The organism is Mycolicibacterium boenickei, from assembly GCF_010731295.1.
GTDB classification, from domain to species: Bacteria; Actinomycetota; Actinomycetes; order Mycobacteriales; family Mycobacteriaceae; genus Mycobacterium; species Mycobacterium boenickei.
Genome location: NZ_AP022579.1, coordinates 4,924,595 through 4,938,421 on the forward strand (window position 1 = coordinate 4,924,595; position 13,827 = coordinate 4,938,421).

15 protein-coding genes are annotated in these 13,827 nt (G+C 68.2%); 1 reads left to right on the forward strand and 14 read right to left on the reverse strand.

All coding sequences use genetic code 11. From position 1 onward, the window contains the following. Nucleotides 1–47: 47 nt before the first annotated feature. The 11 genes from pdxT to G6N57_RS23480 form a co-directional block, all read right to left on the reverse strand. Nucleotides 48–629, reverse strand: a complete 582-nt coding sequence (gene pdxT, locus G6N57_RS23430) for a pyridoxal 5'-phosphate synthase glutaminase subunit PdxT (protein ID WP_077739173.1) — start codon at nucleotides 627–629, stop codon at nucleotides 48–50. Next, nucleotides 626–1,474 (reverse strand): acyl-CoA thioesterase II, encoded by an 849-nt coding sequence (gene tesB, locus G6N57_RS23435; protein WP_036444695.1) that lies wholly within the window; start codon nucleotides 1,472–1,474, stop codon nucleotides 626–628. Before tesB ends, pdxT begins: the two co-directional genes overlap by 4 nt. Before the next feature lie 9 nt (nucleotides 1,475–1,483). Then, nucleotides 1,484–2,395, reverse strand: a complete 912-nt coding sequence (gene pdxS / locus G6N57_RS23440; protein WP_036444697.1) for a pyridoxal 5'-phosphate synthase lyase subunit PdxS — start codon at nucleotides 2,393–2,395, stop codon at nucleotides 1,484–1,486. Between the two features lie 64 nt (nucleotides 2,396–2,459). Next, the gene (locus G6N57_RS23445) at nucleotides 2,460–3,518 is read right to left on the reverse strand and encodes an NUDIX hydrolase (protein ID WP_097926463.1); all 1,059 of its coding nucleotides are present in this window, start codon (nucleotides 3,516–3,518) and stop codon (nucleotides 2,460–2,462) included. Between the two features lie 2 nt (nucleotides 3,519–3,520). Next, nucleotides 3,521–4,645 carry a glycosyltransferase family 4 protein gene (locus G6N57_RS23450; RefSeq protein WP_077739172.1) on the reverse strand — a complete coding sequence of 375 codons (1,125 nt, stop codon included), beginning with the start codon at nucleotides 4,643–4,645 and terminating at the stop codon, nucleotides 3,521–3,523. A 2-nt stretch (nucleotides 4,646–4,647) separates the two neighbouring features. Then, entirely contained in the window at nucleotides 4,648–5,487 is an 840-nt protein-coding gene (locus G6N57_RS23455) for a phosphatidylinositol mannoside acyltransferase (RefSeq protein ID WP_234815867.1), read from the reverse strand. Between the two features lie 65 nt (nucleotides 5,488–5,552). After that, complete coding sequence (pgsA, locus tag G6N57_RS23460; protein WP_077741705.1) at nucleotides 5,553–6,239, reverse strand: phosphatidylinositol phosphate synthase; 687 nt, start codon at nucleotides 6,237–6,239, stop codon at nucleotides 5,553–5,555. Next, the gene (locus tag G6N57_RS23465; protein WP_075921003.1) at nucleotides 6,236–6,799 is read right to left on the reverse strand and encodes an ATP adenylyltransferase; all 564 of its coding nucleotides are present in this window, start codon (nucleotides 6,797–6,799) and stop codon (nucleotides 6,236–6,238) included. Before G6N57_RS23465 ends, pgsA begins: the two co-directional genes overlap by 4 nt. Further along, a complete protein-coding gene (gene thrS, locus G6N57_RS23470; protein ID WP_077739170.1) occupies nucleotides 6,796–8,850 on the reverse strand; it encodes a threonine--tRNA ligase in 2,055 nt (684 codons plus the stop codon). The genes G6N57_RS23465 and thrS overlap by 4 nt, the downstream gene beginning before the upstream one ends. 74 nt (nucleotides 8,851–8,924) lie before the next feature. Then, a complete protein-coding gene (locus G6N57_RS23475) occupies nucleotides 8,925–9,356 on the reverse strand; it encodes a TIGR02611 family protein (protein WP_077739169.1) in 432 nt (143 codons plus the stop codon). Next, nucleotides 9,353–9,985, reverse strand: a complete 633-nt coding sequence (locus tag G6N57_RS23480; RefSeq protein WP_077739168.1) for a PaaI family thioesterase — start codon at nucleotides 9,983–9,985, stop codon at nucleotides 9,353–9,355. Before G6N57_RS23480 ends, G6N57_RS23475 begins: the two co-directional genes overlap by 4 nt. Before the next feature lie 31 nt (nucleotides 9,986–10,016). On the opposite strand from G6N57_RS23480, the gene G6N57_RS23485 reads away from it, so the two are divergent. Then, nucleotides 10,017–10,514 carry a DUF1990 domain-containing protein gene (locus G6N57_RS23485; protein ID WP_077739167.1) on the forward strand — a complete coding sequence of 166 codons (498 nt, stop codon included), beginning with the start codon at nucleotides 10,017–10,019 and terminating at the stop codon, nucleotides 10,512–10,514. Nucleotides 10,515–10,627: 113 nt separating this feature from the next. On the opposite strand, the gene G6N57_RS23490 is transcribed toward G6N57_RS23485, so the two are convergent. The 3 genes from G6N57_RS23490 to G6N57_RS23500 are packed head-to-tail and all read right to left on the reverse strand — an operon-like array spanning nucleotide 10,628 to nucleotide 13,691. Then, entirely contained in the window at nucleotides 10,628–11,428 is an 801-nt protein-coding gene (locus G6N57_RS23490; RefSeq protein ID WP_077739166.1) for an SDR family NAD(P)-dependent oxidoreductase, read from the reverse strand. A 26-nt stretch (nucleotides 11,429–11,454) separates the two neighbouring features. Further along, nucleotides 11,455–12,729 (reverse strand): NtaA/DmoA family FMN-dependent monooxygenase, encoded by a 1,275-nt coding sequence (locus tag G6N57_RS23495; protein WP_077741704.1) that lies wholly within the window; start codon nucleotides 12,727–12,729, stop codon nucleotides 11,455–11,457. Between the two features lie 32 nt (nucleotides 12,730–12,761). After that, a complete protein-coding gene (locus G6N57_RS23500) occupies nucleotides 12,762–13,691 on the reverse strand; it encodes an LLM class flavin-dependent oxidoreductase (protein WP_234815863.1) in 930 nt (309 codons plus the stop codon). Between the last annotated feature and the right edge of the window lie 136 nt (nucleotides 13,692–13,827).

Consider the following 13,827-nt stretch of genomic DNA (forward strand, 5'->3'; position numbering starts at 1 on the left):
GGTGCCGCCTTTGTCTGAGCTATGTATGCGCCGTGGGTTTGCTGGACTCAGAGCGAATCGACGAAAAGCTTGTGAATGCGGCGGTCCCCGGTCATCTCCGGGTGAAACGACGTCGCCAGCATCGAGCCCTGCCGCACCGCGACGATGTGGTCGGCGGCGCGGGCCAGCACCTTGACCTCGGGCCCGACCCGTTCGACCCACGGCGCCCGGATGAACACCGCGTGCACCGGGGTGTCGAGGCCCTCGAAGTCGATGTCCCCTTCGAAGGAGTCGACCTGACGGCCAAAGGCGTTGCGCCGCACCGTCATATCGATACCCTTCAGCGGCACCGCGGCCCGGCCCGCCACGCCGGCGTCAGCGATTTCGGTGGCCAGAAGGATCATGCCGGCGCAGGAGCCGTAGCACGGCAGCCCGGCGGCGATGCGCGCCCGCAACGGTTCGAGCAGGTCGAATTCGCGCAGCAGGTGGCTCATCGCGGTGGATTCGCCGCCCGGGATCACCAGGGCGTCGACCGCGTCGAGTTCGGAGAGCCGTCGTACCGTGCCGGCCTCGGCACCTGCCTCACGCAGCGCAGCCAGGTGCTCACGGGTGTCGCCCTGCAATGCGAGCACCCCGACCCGGGGGCTCACGCGTCCTCCGGCGGGGTGAAGTTGCGCTGGTAGCGCGTCAGGCCCTCCTGCATGACGGCGGCCACCATCTCGCCGTAGCGGTTGAAGATCTTGCCCTGGGTGAGCGAGCGCCCGCCGCAGGCCGATGGTGAGGACTGGTCATAGAGCAGCCACTCGTCGGCGCGGAACGGCCGCATGAACCACATGGCGTGGTCCAGTGAGGCCACCATCAGGTGCTTGCGCACGTCGAGGTGGTTGACCTGGGCGGAACCCAGCAGGGTCAGGTCGCTCATGTACGCCAGCGCGCAGATGTGCAGCACGTGATCGTCGGGCAGCGGATCGCGGTGGCGGAACCACACCTGCTGCTGCGAGGCCTTACCGGGCAGTCGCGCCACCCGGTCCCGCGGCACGATCCGCACATCCCATTCCGCGAACTGCGCGAAACCGGCGTCGTCGAACGCTCCCCCGGACCGGAATCCGGGCAGGTCGTCCGGGCCAGGTGCCTCCGGCATGGCGTCCTGATGCTCGATGCCGGTCTGGTCGGTCTGGAACGACGCCGACATGGTGAAGATCGTCTCGCCGTGCTGGATCGCGCTGACCCGACGGGTGCAGAACGAGCCGCCGTCGCGGATGCGCTCGACGATGTACACCGACGGCGCCCGGGCGTCACCCGGCCGCAGGAAGTAACCGTGCAGGGAGTGCACCTGGAACGTCGGCTCCACCGTGCGCACCGCCGAGACGAGGGACTGACCGGCGACGTGGCCACCGAACGTCCGCTGCAGGAAGCCCGACTCCGGGCTGAACACCCCACCGCGATAGATGTTGACCTCGAGCTGCTCCAGATCGAGGATCTCTTCAATCGCCATACGAGGTGTTTACCAGCCGCGCTCGGCGAGCCGGTGCGGCTGGGCGATCTCCTCGACGTTGATACCGACCATGGCCTCGCCCAGGCCGCGCGACACCTTGGCCAGCACGTCGGGATCGTCGTAGAACGTGGTGGCCTTCACGATCGCCGCGGCGCGCTGTGCCGGGTTGCCCGACTTGAAGATGCCCGAACCCACGAACACGCCTTCGGCGCCGAGCTGCATCATCATCGCCGCGTCGGCCGGGGTGGCGATGCCGCCCGCGGTGAACAGCGTGACGGGCAGCTTGCCGGCCCGGGCCACCTCGGCCACCAGGTCGTACGGCGCCTGCAGCTCCTTGGCCGCGACGTACAGCTCGTCCTCGCTCAGCGAGGTGAGCCGACGGATCTCTCCGCCGATCTTGCGCATGTGGGTGGTGGCGTTGGAGACATCACCGGTGCCGGCCTCGCCCTTGGAGCGGATCATCGCCGCGCCCTCGGTGATCCGGCGCAGCGCCTCACCCAGGTTGGTGGCACCGCACACGAACGGCACGGTGAACTTCCACTTGTCGATGTGGTTGGTGTAATCGGCCGGGGTCAGCACCTCGGACTCGTCGATGTAGTCCACACCCAGGCTCTGCAGGATCTGCGCCTCGACGAAATGCCCGATGCGCGCCTTGGCCATCACCGGGATGGTGACCGCTTCGATGATTCCCTCGATCATGTCGGGATCACTCATCCGCGACACCCCGCCCTGGGCCCGGATGTCGGCGGGGACCCGCTCCAGGGCCATGACAGCGACGGCACCCGCGGCCTCGGCGATCTTCGCCTGTTCCGGGGTGACGACATCCATGATCACGCCGCCCTTGAGCATCTCAGCCATCCCGCGCTTCACGCGCGCGGTGCCGGTCTGGTTGCTAGAGCCGTTCTGCGCCGCGGTATCCACTGCAATCTCCTTCAAAGTCCTACTGAATCAGTCTAGTGGAGCCGCCAAATCCATTGAATCCGCATCACCGGATGGCTTGCAGCTCGCGATTCGCAGCTCTCTGCGTATTCGCCAGCATCGCAGCCGGCTGTTCGGCCAGTTCATTGGCCTGAGCCAGCAGCTCGCCCAGTTGAAGCGGATACACGGCCTCCCCGCCGGCAACCAACTCGGCGATCATTGTCTCATCGCACCAGCGGTGCCCGTGAATGTAGTGCCGTTCCAGGGTCGTGCGCCCCGTCGCCGACGGCTCGAACCGGCCGGTCCGGTGGATGAAGAAGAACTCCTCGCTGCGGATCACCGAGGCGTTGAAGTCGATGACGGCGTCGCGCCGCCACACCGGCCCGACAAGTTCCTCCGGAGCCACCCGTAACCCGGTCTCCTCGGCGAGTTCACGGGCCGCCGCGGCGGCCAGATCCTCACCGGGCTGGACTGCGCCACCGACGGTGAACCACCACCGCGGCGCGGGCTTGTCCGGCTCGTCGATCGCGGGGTCGCTGCCGCGCAGCAGCAACACCGCACCCGTTTCGTCGAGCAGCACCACCCGCGCAGAGGTCCGGCGGCTCACGGGGTTGGCCTCGGCTTGGGAATCCGGACGTTCCACGATCTCGAAATAGGTTGGCAGTGCCGCGGTTCCGCCCAATCGCAGCAGCCGCACAAAGCGACGTTCCCGCAGGGCCAGGGTGTCGCGGACGGCGTCGTTGTGGAAGCGTCGGGCGAGCAGCACCCGGGCCTCGGCGTCGGCCAGTTCGGCGACCAGCGGCACGGGCAACCCGGCCGGATCGACCGCGGCCAGTGCGGCCGACAGGTCGTTCTCGGCGGCCTCACGGGCCGGGCGCGGGGCCCGTTCGGCGGCATCCGCCAGCGCCGCGAGCCGCTTGCCCTGTGGCGCGCCCGCATAGGCGTCGACCGCGACGGCGCGCGCGACGACGGCCCGGCGGGCCAGCGCACTGTCGAGCGCCTGCCACGACAGGTCGTAGCGCACGTGGAGCCGGTCGAGCCGATTGGCGGTCTGATAGGCCCACCCTCCGACGAGCAGCAGAACCACCAGCAGGGCAAGTGCGGTGACCACAAGCCAGGTAGGCACGCCTAGTCACCCACCTGGACTTTGACGCCGGGGCTGGCCACGGTCTCGTAGACCCGCATGATCTGGCCGGCCACCACCGACCAGTCGTAGCGGGCGACCCGCTCGGTGGCCCGGTCGATGTACCGCTCACGCAGCGCGTCGTCCTCCAGCACCTCGATCAGCGCATCGGCCAGCGCGTCGGCATCGCCGACCGGCACCAGCCGGCCGGCCTGGCCATGATCGAGAACGCGGTTGAACGCGTCGAGTTCACTGGCCACCACCGCCGTGCGCGCCGCCATCGCCTCGACCAGGACGATGCCGAAGCTCTCGCCGCCGAGGTTGGGCGCGCAGTAGACGTCGGCGCTGCGCATAGCCGCGGCCTTGCCGTCGTCGTCGACCTGCCCCAGGAAACGCAGGTGCCCGGCCAGCTCGCCGGCCTCCTCGCGCAGCGCGTCCTCGTCGCCGCGGCCCACGATCAGGATCTCGATGTCGGGGAACCGCCGGGCCAGCTTCGGCAGGGCACCCAGTAGGACCGGCATGCCCTTGCGCGGTTCGTCGAACCGCCCCAGGAACAGCACGCTGCGGCCGGGCCGCGGATACCCATCGAGACGAGGCGCATTCGCGAAGGACGGGACGTCGACCCCGTTGGGGATCTCGACCGCATCCGAGCCGAGCGCCTCCATCTGCCAGCGCCGGGCGAGGTCCGACACCGCGATGCGGCCCACGATCTTCTCGTGGAACGGGCGCAGGATCCCCTGAAACACACTGAGCGTCAACGACTTTGTGGTCGAGGTGTGGAACGTCGCCACGATCGGCCCCTCGGCGGCCTGCAGGGCCAGCATGGACAGGCTCGGCGCGTTGGGCTCGTGCAGGTGCAGTACGTCGAAGTCACCCTCGGCGATCCACTTCTTCACCTTGCGGTGGGTGGCAGGCCCGAACCGCAGGCGCGCCACCGAGCCGTTGTACGGGATCGGGACGGCCTTGCCGCCCGACACCACATAGTCCGGCAGCTTCACATGCGGCGACGACGGCGCCAGCACACTGACGTAATGCCCGCCCGCGCGCATCACCTCGGCCAGTTGCAGCACATGGGATTGCACACCGCCCGGCACATCGAACGAATACGGGCAGACCATCCCGATACGCATGGTCAGGTACCTAACCGGGCACGACGTTCGTCGGACAGGTCGGCCAGCCACTGCGGCTGCAACATGTGCCAGTCGGCCGGGTGCGCGGCGATGTTCGCGGCGAACCGGTCGGCGAGCTGCTGGATCACCACGGACACGTCCCCCGACGAGGTGTCGAGCGCGTCGAAGATCTCGACGACGCAATCCTCCCCGTCGTAGTGGACATGCGTCGGGTGCAGCGGGGCGCCGGTTTCGATGGCCAGCTTGGCCGGACCGGCGGGCATCCGGGTGGCTTCACCGAAGAACTGCACCTCGACACCGTTGCGGGTGAGGTCCCGGTCGGCCATCAGGCAGACGAACTTGTTGTCCCGCAACCGTTCCGAGAGCACCTCGAAGGGCGGACGCTCACCGCCGGACAGCGGGAACACCTCGAATCCGAGGCTTTCCCGGTAGTCGATGAAGCGCCGGTACAGCGACTCAGGTTTGAGCCGTTCGGCGACGGTGGCAAAGGTGCCGAACTGCTGGGCCAGCCACACCCCGGCCATATCCCAGTTGCCGCTGTGCGGCAGGGCCAGCACCGCACCGCGGCCCGCCTCGCGAGCAGCCCGCAGCTTGTCCGCGCCGACGAACACCTCGTCGAGACGCTTGGCCACAGCGGTCAGATCCATCGATGGCAACCGGAACGCCTCCCGCCAGTACCGGGCGTACGAGGCCAGTGAAGCACGCATCAGATCGTCCGGCACGTCAGCCGGGGGTACCCCGATCACCCGGGCCAGGTTCTTTCGCAACTGCTCCGGTCCACCACCCCGGGAGGCATAGAAGGCACCCGCGTCGAAGAGGTTGCGCGCCACCACTTCCGGCATCGCGCGGACCAGCTGCCAACCCGCGGCATAGCCCAAATCGGTCACCTGCCCCGACAGCGGAATGTTCACGAGGCTCCCGGCTCCTGTGTGTCGCCGCCGTCGGGCTGCGAGGGCTGCAGCGGCTGCAATAGGTCCATGGCACCAGGTGAGGTGCGGACCGCGTGGATCCGCTGCGCGACCGTGACCACACTGGCCAGCGCCAGCAGCCAGACGGCGACCTGCAGCAGCCAGGGGGCGTGCAGGAACGGCACCCCGGAGAGCCCGGCGCCGACCAGCACGATCACCAGACGCTCGGGGCGCTCGATGATGCCGCCGTCGCCGCGTAGCCCACTGGCCTCGGCACGGGCCTTGATGTAGGAGATCACCTGCGAGGTGATCAGACAGATGAGGATCCCGACCACGAGTGTCGGGTCGTGCAGCCCGAACGCCGCCCACCACAGCAGGCCGGCGAAGATGGCGCCGTCGGCGATGCGGTCACACGTCGCGTCCAGCACGGCGCCGAATCGGGTGCCGCCGCCGCGTTCACGCGCCATCGCTCCATCGAGCATGTCGGCGAGCACGAAGACGAACACCGCGAACGCGCCCCACCACAGCTGACCGATCGGGAACAGCGTCAGCGCGGCGGTGACCGACCCGGCGGTGCCGACGATCGTGACGATGTCGGGGGTCAGGCCCGCGTGCAGCGCCGCCTTGGCCACCGGCCGCGACAGTTTCGCGTAGGCCGCCCGGCTCATCAGGAACAGGTTGCTCACGGCTGGCGGGCCCATTCCGTGGCGAGCAGTTCCCGGGTCTCGCTCAGCAACTGCGGGATGACCTTGGCGCCGCCGATGATCGTGATGAAGTTCGCGTCGCCGCCCCACCGCGGCACCACGTGCATGTGCAGGTGCTCGGCCAGCGAGCCGCCGGCCGAGACACCCAGGTTCAGGCCGACGTTGAACCCGTGCGGGCGCGAGACGGCCTTGATGACGCGAATCGCCTTCTGCGTGAACGCCATCAGTTCGGCACTCTCGGCCTCGGTCAGGTCCTCGAGCTCAGACACCCGCCGGTACGGCACCACCATGAGGTGGCCCGGGTTGTACGGGTACAGGTTGAGCACGGCGTACACGAGTTCACCGCGGGCCACCATGAGCCCGTCCTCGTCGGACATCTCGGGGATGTCGGTGAACGGCTGCGACGAACCGGCCGAGCCGATCTTGTTGTCGCCCTTGACCGCATCGACGATGTAGCTCATCCGGTGCGGTGTCCACAGCCGCTGCAGATGGTCGGGTTCACCCACGCCATGATCGATGATCGACCGCTCGTCCCCCGTCACCGTGCAGTGCCTGCCTTTACCAGGTCGGCCGTCGGCACCGCATTGTTGCGATCGGCGATCCACTTCACGATCGCCTCCACCGCCTCGTCGACGGGCACCCCGTTGATCTGGGTGCGGTCTCCGAACCGGAACGACACGGCGCCCGCTTCTATGTCCTTGTCCCCCGCCAGGAGCATGAACGGCACCTTCAGGTTCGTGTGGTTGACGATCTTCTTCGCCATCCGGTCGTCGCTGCCGTCGACCTCGACCCGAACCCCGCGTGACTTCAGTTGGGCGGCAACGTCGTACAGGTAATCGAGGTGGGCGTCGGCGACCGGGATGCCGACCACCTGCACCGGCGCCAACCAGGCCGGGAAGGCACCCGCGTAGTGCTCGGTGAGCACCCCGAAGAACCGTTCGATCGAGCCGAACAGGGCGCGGTGGATCAGCACCGGGCGCTGCCGGGTGCCGTCCGCAGCGGTGTACTCCAACTCGAACCGGTCGGGCATGTTGAAGTCGAGCTGGATCGTCGACATCTGCCAGTTGCGGCCCAGCGCGTCCTTGACCTGGACGGAGATCTTGGGCCCGTAGAACGCCGCGCCGCCCGGATCCGGTACCAGGTCCAGGCCCGAGGCCTCGGCGACCGACCGCAGGGTCTCGGTGGCCTCATCCCACATCTCGTCCGAACCCACGTACTTGTCGGGATCCTTGGTGGACAGCTCCAGGTAGTAGTCGTCCAGGCCGTAGTCCGAGAGCAGGTCGAGCACGAACTGCAGCAGCGAGGTCAGCTCGTCGCGCATCTGCTCACGCGTGGTGTAGATGTGCGCGTCGTCCTGGGTCATGCCGCGCACGCGGGTCAGTCCGTGCACCACGCCGGACTTCTCGTAGCGGTACACCGACCCGAATTCGAAGAGCCGCAACGGAAGTTCGCGGTAGGAGCGGCCCCGGGCCCGGTAGATCAGGTGGTGCATGGGGCAGTTCATCGGCTTGAGGTAGTAGTCCTGGCCGGGCTTGCGCACCGTGCCGTCCTCGTTGTACTCGGCGTCGATGTGCATCGGCGGGTACATGCCGTCGGCGTACCACTCCAGGTGGCCCGAGGTGATGTAGAGGTGTTCCTTCGTGATGTGCGGGGTGTTGACGAACTCGTAACCGGCCTCGGAGTGCTTGCGCCGCGAGTAGTCCTCCAGCTCCTTACGGATCACGCCGCCCCTGGGGTGGAACACCGGCAGGCCCGAGCCGAGCTCGTCGGGGAAGCTGAACAGGTCCAGTTCGACACCGAGCTTGCGGTGATCGCGGCGCTGCGCCTCCTCGATGAGCTCCAGGTGCTTGTCGAGGGCTTCTTGCGACTCCCATGCCGTGCCGTAGACGCGCTGCAGGCTGGCGTTGTTCTGATCGCCGCGCCAGTACGCGGCGCTGCTGCGGGTCAGCTTGAACGCCGGGATGTACTTGGTGGTCGGGATGTGCGGACCACGGCACAGATCGCCCCACACCCGCTCCTTGGTGCGGGCGTTGAGGTTGTCGTAGGCGGTCAGCTCGTCGCCGCCCACCTCCATCACATCGGGGTCGCCGGACTTGTCGTCCACCAGCTCGAGCTTGTACGGCTCGTTGGCCAGCTCCTCGCGGGCCTGATCCTTGGAGTCGTAGACGCGCCGGGAGAACAGCTGACCGTCCTTGACGATCTTCTGCATCCGCTTTTCGAGCTTGTCCAGGTCTTCCGGGGTGAACGGCTCGGCGACGTCGAAGTCGTAGTAGAAGCCGTCGGTGATCGGCGGGCCGATTCCCAGCTTGGCCTGCGGGAACAGATCCTGCACGGCTTGCGCCAGCACGTGGGCACACGAGTGCCGGATGACGCTGCGGCCGTCTTCGGTATCGGCGGCCACCGGCGTCACCTCGACATCGGTGTCCGGGGCCCACGACAGATCGCGAAGTCGCCCCTCTTCGTCGCGCACCACCACGATCGCGTCCGGGGTACCGCGGCTGGGCAGACCCGCCTCGCGCACCGCCGCGCCGGCGGTAGTCCCGGCCGCGACCCGGATCGGGGCAGCGGGGGCTGGGCTGGGGGCGGCGCTCATCGGGGAGTCTCCTACCATGCGTGGGCTGATGCGAACGCTGTCATGCTATCGGTGCGGGCTATCGGTGTTGCTGATCAGGACCCCATCCCGAGAGGGCTCTTGAGCCACTCCTGCTCCAGCCCGACCAGGCCCGCCGCGAAACCGACGACGCCGAACAGCCACAGTGTGCCGACCACCACCAGTCCCGTGAACGCCGCACTGACACCCTTGACCGCGATGTGCTGGCGGTCGAACCAGGCCATCACGGCGTCGTAGCGGGCCCGGACATAACGCAGCGCCCGCTTCGCGAAGTCGAACTCGCTGGCCAGGATCGCCAGCCCGAGGAACACGATGGCCCAGCCCGGGCCCGGATACGGGATGGCCACGATGCCGACCGCCAGCACGACCGTGCCGACGACGCCGATGACGATCCGGTAGGTGAAATCGGCGACCGGACGCGAGCGCAGCCCCTCCCGCCAGCCTGTCCAGCGCTGTTTCACCGCGGCGAGGTTCGTGGCCAGGCTCATGGCTGCCCCGGCTTGAGCCGAACGAACAATGCCTCGGCCTCGGCGAGCACGTCGTCGCCGTCGAGCAGGCGTCCCTCGACGAAGATCTTGCGTCCCTCGATGCGGTCGATGCCGGCCTGCACCTGCAGGTCCTTCTCGATCGGGGCGATCTTGCGGTAGTTGACGTGCAGGTATGCGGTGCGCTGATACATGCTGCCGGTCAGTTTGGCCGCGGTGTAGCCGAGCAGCGAATCGAACAGCAGCGCCAGCGAGCCACCATGTACCGCGCCGTTGCGGCCGAGGTGGAAGCGCCGGAAGTGGGCGGTCCCGGCGATCTGGTTGTCGCCGGTCCGTTCCAGATCCACCGGCACGTTGTTGACGTTGCCACGGTTGGGCAGGTCCATGCGCCGACCGGAAGGTGAATTCCATTCGTCGGCTTCGTACGGTGCCAGTAGGGCTGAGACCTTCTCGATCAGGTCGGCGGCCTCGGTGATCACCTCGTCAGGGGCGTCGGCGCTGCGGGCATGGTCCTGCAGGGTGCGCACCGCCTCGATGAACCGGCCGTAATCGGGACCGCCGCGATCGGTGGGATCGGGCGGGTTGAACCCTCCGCCGGGGTGCGCTCTGGCGGTGTCAGTTTCTGGGGCCACGAAGCCACCGTATTAGTGCCATGGTGGTGAGGTGAAACCGCACGACCTGGAGCAGCGCTCGTTGACCTATTCCGAGGTGGGCGCGACGGCCGGCGAGCTGCCCGCCGGGTACCGCCACACCCGGGCCTCCGCGGTGATCGGCACCGGCCGCGACCGCTTCGATCAGGCGGCTGAGAACGTGCTGAAGTGGGGTATGCAGCGCGGTGCGGGCCTGCGGGTGCAAGCCACCTCGGAGGCCGCCGCGGTGGGCACCGAGCTGATCGTCCGACTGGGCCCGGTCCCGGCGCCGTGCCGGGTGGTCTACGTTCTCGACGAGCCCGACCGCCGCGGCTTCGCGTACGGCACGCTGGCCGGCCATCCCGAGTCGGGCGAGGAGTTGTTCTCGGTCCGCTACGACCCGGCCACCGACGAGGTGCACGCCGAGGTGGTCGCGTTCTCGCGGCCGGCCACCTGGTGGAGCCGCCTGGGCGGACCGGTGACGCGGCTGCTGCAGCGGGTGGTGACCCGCCGGTATCTCACCGGCATCTGAGCCGGGTTACTCGGCTGGGTCGTCTGCCTGTGCGACATGCCGTTCCCAACTTCGTCAAACTTTTTGACGGTGTGCGAATCCGATGCCCGGGCACTCCGTTTCGCTGACCTGGACTACCTGACGACGGCCGAGCTGGGTTCCCGCGGTGCGCCCAGCATGTCCCGGTGCGACGGCGGGACCCGCCCACCTTCGTCGGTGATGCCGTAGCGCGCAGCGAGTTCGGCACCGATCACGGTACGTCCGGACAGCTGCGCCAACTCGGGATCGCGGTACAGCGCATCGATCAGATAGCCGGTGAACTCCGGGGTTTCGGCATGCTCGGCGGTTTTGGCCAGGGCGTCGGGGTGCCCGGCGAAAGCGGCCTTGAACTTCTCGGTGAGCAGGATGCCCATCCAGATCGACACCGTCGACACGCCGGTGCCGGCGAAGTCGACCGCCATGTCCGCGGCCAACTTGTCCACCCCGGCCTTCTGCGCCCCGTAGGCGGGACCATGCATGTAGCAGACCGAGCCGGGCGACGACGTGAATGCGATCAGGCCGCGATCAGCGGCCAGCAGCAGCGGCGCGGCATACCAGGACGCCACATACGCCGAACGCAAGCCCACATCCAGCACGTCGGCCAGCTCGATCGGCTTCTCCCAGAAGGGTTTCGGGTTGACCAGGTCGTCGTGGACCGCGGCGGCGTTGTTGACCAGGAGATCCAACCGGCCCTCCTGTTCGCTGATCCGCTCGAACAGCGCACCCACGGCCGCGTCGTCGGAGTGGTCGACCTGGACGGCGATGCCGCCCTCCCCCGGATCGGTCACCGTCCGTCCGGTGACGTACACCCGCCAACCCGAGGCGAGCAGGGCCGCGGCGATCCCGCGGCCTGCGCCGCGACTTGCCCCGGTGACGACGGCGATCGGAGTATCCACGCCACCAACCTACGGGGCGGGTTCGTTCACGCGAGTTGGGCCCTGACCAGGGTCGGCACCCCACCGGAATGAGCCCGGCCGGTGAACCTCTCGCGCAAGGTCGACTCGGCGTAGTCCCTGCGGAACAGGCCGCGCTCCTGCAGCATCGGCACCACCTCGTCGACGAAGATCTCCAGGCCGTCGGGGAACACGTCGGGCATCAGGTTGAATCCGTCGGCCGCACCGGCCAGGAACCAGCGCTCGATGGTGTCGGCGACATCGACCGGCGATCCGACGATGACGCGGTGGCCGGCCCCGCTGAATTCACGCACGGCCTGTCCGAGCGTGAGCTCACGGCTTTCGATCAATCGCACCACCGATTCCCGGAATCCCAGGGACGCACCGAATTTCGCCGGGTCGGCGACCTCTCCGAGCAGGTGCGCCGGTACCGGTTCGTCCAGCGGATAGCCCGCCAGATCCTCGCCCAGGACCTGCGAGAGCCGCTCCAGATCGTGGCCGGGCGGCAGCAGGGCGTTCTGGTCGGCGAACCGGCGTTCGGCCTCGGACCTGGTGCTACCGATCGTGGTGATCAGGCCAGGCAGGATCTTGACGTCGTGTCGCCTGCGGCCGTAGGCGACCGCGACGTCCTTCACGTAGCGGTAGTGGTCGATTCCGGCGCCCAGGTCGAGTTCGGCGCTGAACACCGCATCGGCGACCCGACCGGCGAGCTCGCGCCCCTGCGGCGATCCGCCGGCCTGCACCAACAGCGGATGGCCCTGCGGGGACGGTCCCTGCGGCAGCCCGCCGACCACGGTGAAGAACTCACCGTGGTGGTCGATGCCGCGGCCGCTGGGGTCGGCGGCGTCGCGCCACAACGCACGGACCACGTCGACGAATTCGGCAGCCCGCCGGTATCTGACATGACGGTCCGGGTAGTCGGCGAGACCGAAGTTCGCGCCGGCCGGGATCGAATACGTGGTGACGACGTTCCACGCCAGCCGACCGCCGGAGAGCCGGTCGAGGGTGAGCAATCGGTGGGCCAGCTCGACCGGGTCGTTGAAGGTCGAGGACAACGTTCCGATCAGGCCCAGATGCTCGGTCTCGGCGGCCACCGATGCCAGGATGACGCTTGGCTCCAGCGCCTGCGACGGACGCAGCGCTGGATGCTCACGCAACGCCGGGCCGTCCGCCAGGAACAATGCGTCAAGCTTTCCCCGCTCGGCGAGCTTCGCCATCCGCACGTAGTAACCGGGATCGGCGAACGCGGTCGGCTGCTCGCTGGTGCGCCGCCATGCGCCGGTGTGGATTCCGACGTTGAGCACGTTCACGTTCAGGATCACTTGGCCTGCTTGCGTCACAGTCGTCCTCCCGGGTTGGGTACGGTCTCGAACACCGTCGGATTGCGGGTCAGGTCAGGCGCGACGGGCACCGGCAGGCCGAGCCGCTCACGCAACGTCCCGGTCTCGTGATCTGCCAGCAGGCCGCGTTTGCGGGCCGCCGGTAGCACCTCGTGGAGGACGTGCTCCAACTCGGCCGGGTCGAGTCGTAGCAGTACCCCTGATGTCTTGGCGCAACCGGCGATCCGATTGAGCGCGGCATCGATCGAGCCGGCCGACCTCAGCCGCACCACCACGTTGCCTGCCGCAGGGATCGGGTCACCGTCCTCGACAATCAGATGGTCGGCGGCACCTGCGACGCCGTCGCGGCCGATCCCGGCCTGCCGCCAGACCGGGAGATCACCCTGGACCGATCCGGGCACGTTGAGCGGACCGGCAATGTCGTATGCGTTGTGTACGTCGGCGCGTCGGATTCGCGACACATCGGCGAACAAGCCGGTACCCAGATCCCCCACCACCGAGTCCAGCGGCCAGGTCCGCCACAGTGCCCGTACCGCGACGATGGCGTCGTCGGTGTGCGCCGGGTCGAGGTCGTTGCCGGTCCAGGTGTCGGTGTTGGCGTTGAGCGCGATGCTGTGGTCGAAGTCCAGCGCCAGCCAGCCGACCCGACCGTGTGCGGCATGATCCACCGAGACCAGCCTCCGGGCGAGGTTGTAGGGGTGGTCCCGGTGCGCGGCAGCCGCGACAACCAGCCCCAGTCGGCTGGTGTGCCGCGCCGCGATCGTGGCGAGCAGGGACGGGTCGAGACCTTCCACCGTGACGTCGTTACCCTCGCCCCGCCCGGCGCCGATCACCCAGTACGACACGCCGGCAGCCTCCAGCCGCCCGGCCAGGCCGGCGATACCCGCGACCCCGGCATCGAGCACGCTGAGACCGTCGCCGGTCACCTCAATTCCAACTGTGAGTGGTACCCCCATGCCCACCACCGTGATCGAACATCCCGCGCCCGACAACGATTGCGATCACACATAATCCAATTGCGCACGGATACAACAGTTAAGCAGAACTGAACCATCGGCTTAA

Excerpts from the sequence above, each read along its gene's own strand:
- tesB (WP_036444695.1), bottom strand. The coding sequence starts at position 1,474 with ATGGCGATTGAAGAGATCCTCGATCTGGAGCAGCTCGAGGTCAACATC.
- G6N57_RS23450 (WP_077739172.1), bottom strand. The coding sequence starts at position 4,645 with ATGCGTATCGGGATGGTCTGCCCGTATTCGTTCGATGTGCCGGGCGGT.
- G6N57_RS23455 (WP_234815867.1), bottom strand. The coding sequence starts at position 5,487 with ATGCCGGAAGTGGTGGCGCGCAACCTCTTCGACGCGGGTGCCTTCTAT.
- thrS (WP_077739170.1), bottom strand. The coding sequence starts at position 8,850 with ATGAGCGCCGCCCCCAGCCCAGCCCCCGCTGCCCCGATCCGGGTCGCG.
- G6N57_RS23475 (WP_077739169.1), bottom strand. The coding sequence starts at position 9,356 with ATGAGCCTGGCCACGAACCTCGCCGCGGTGAAACAGCGCTGGACAGGC.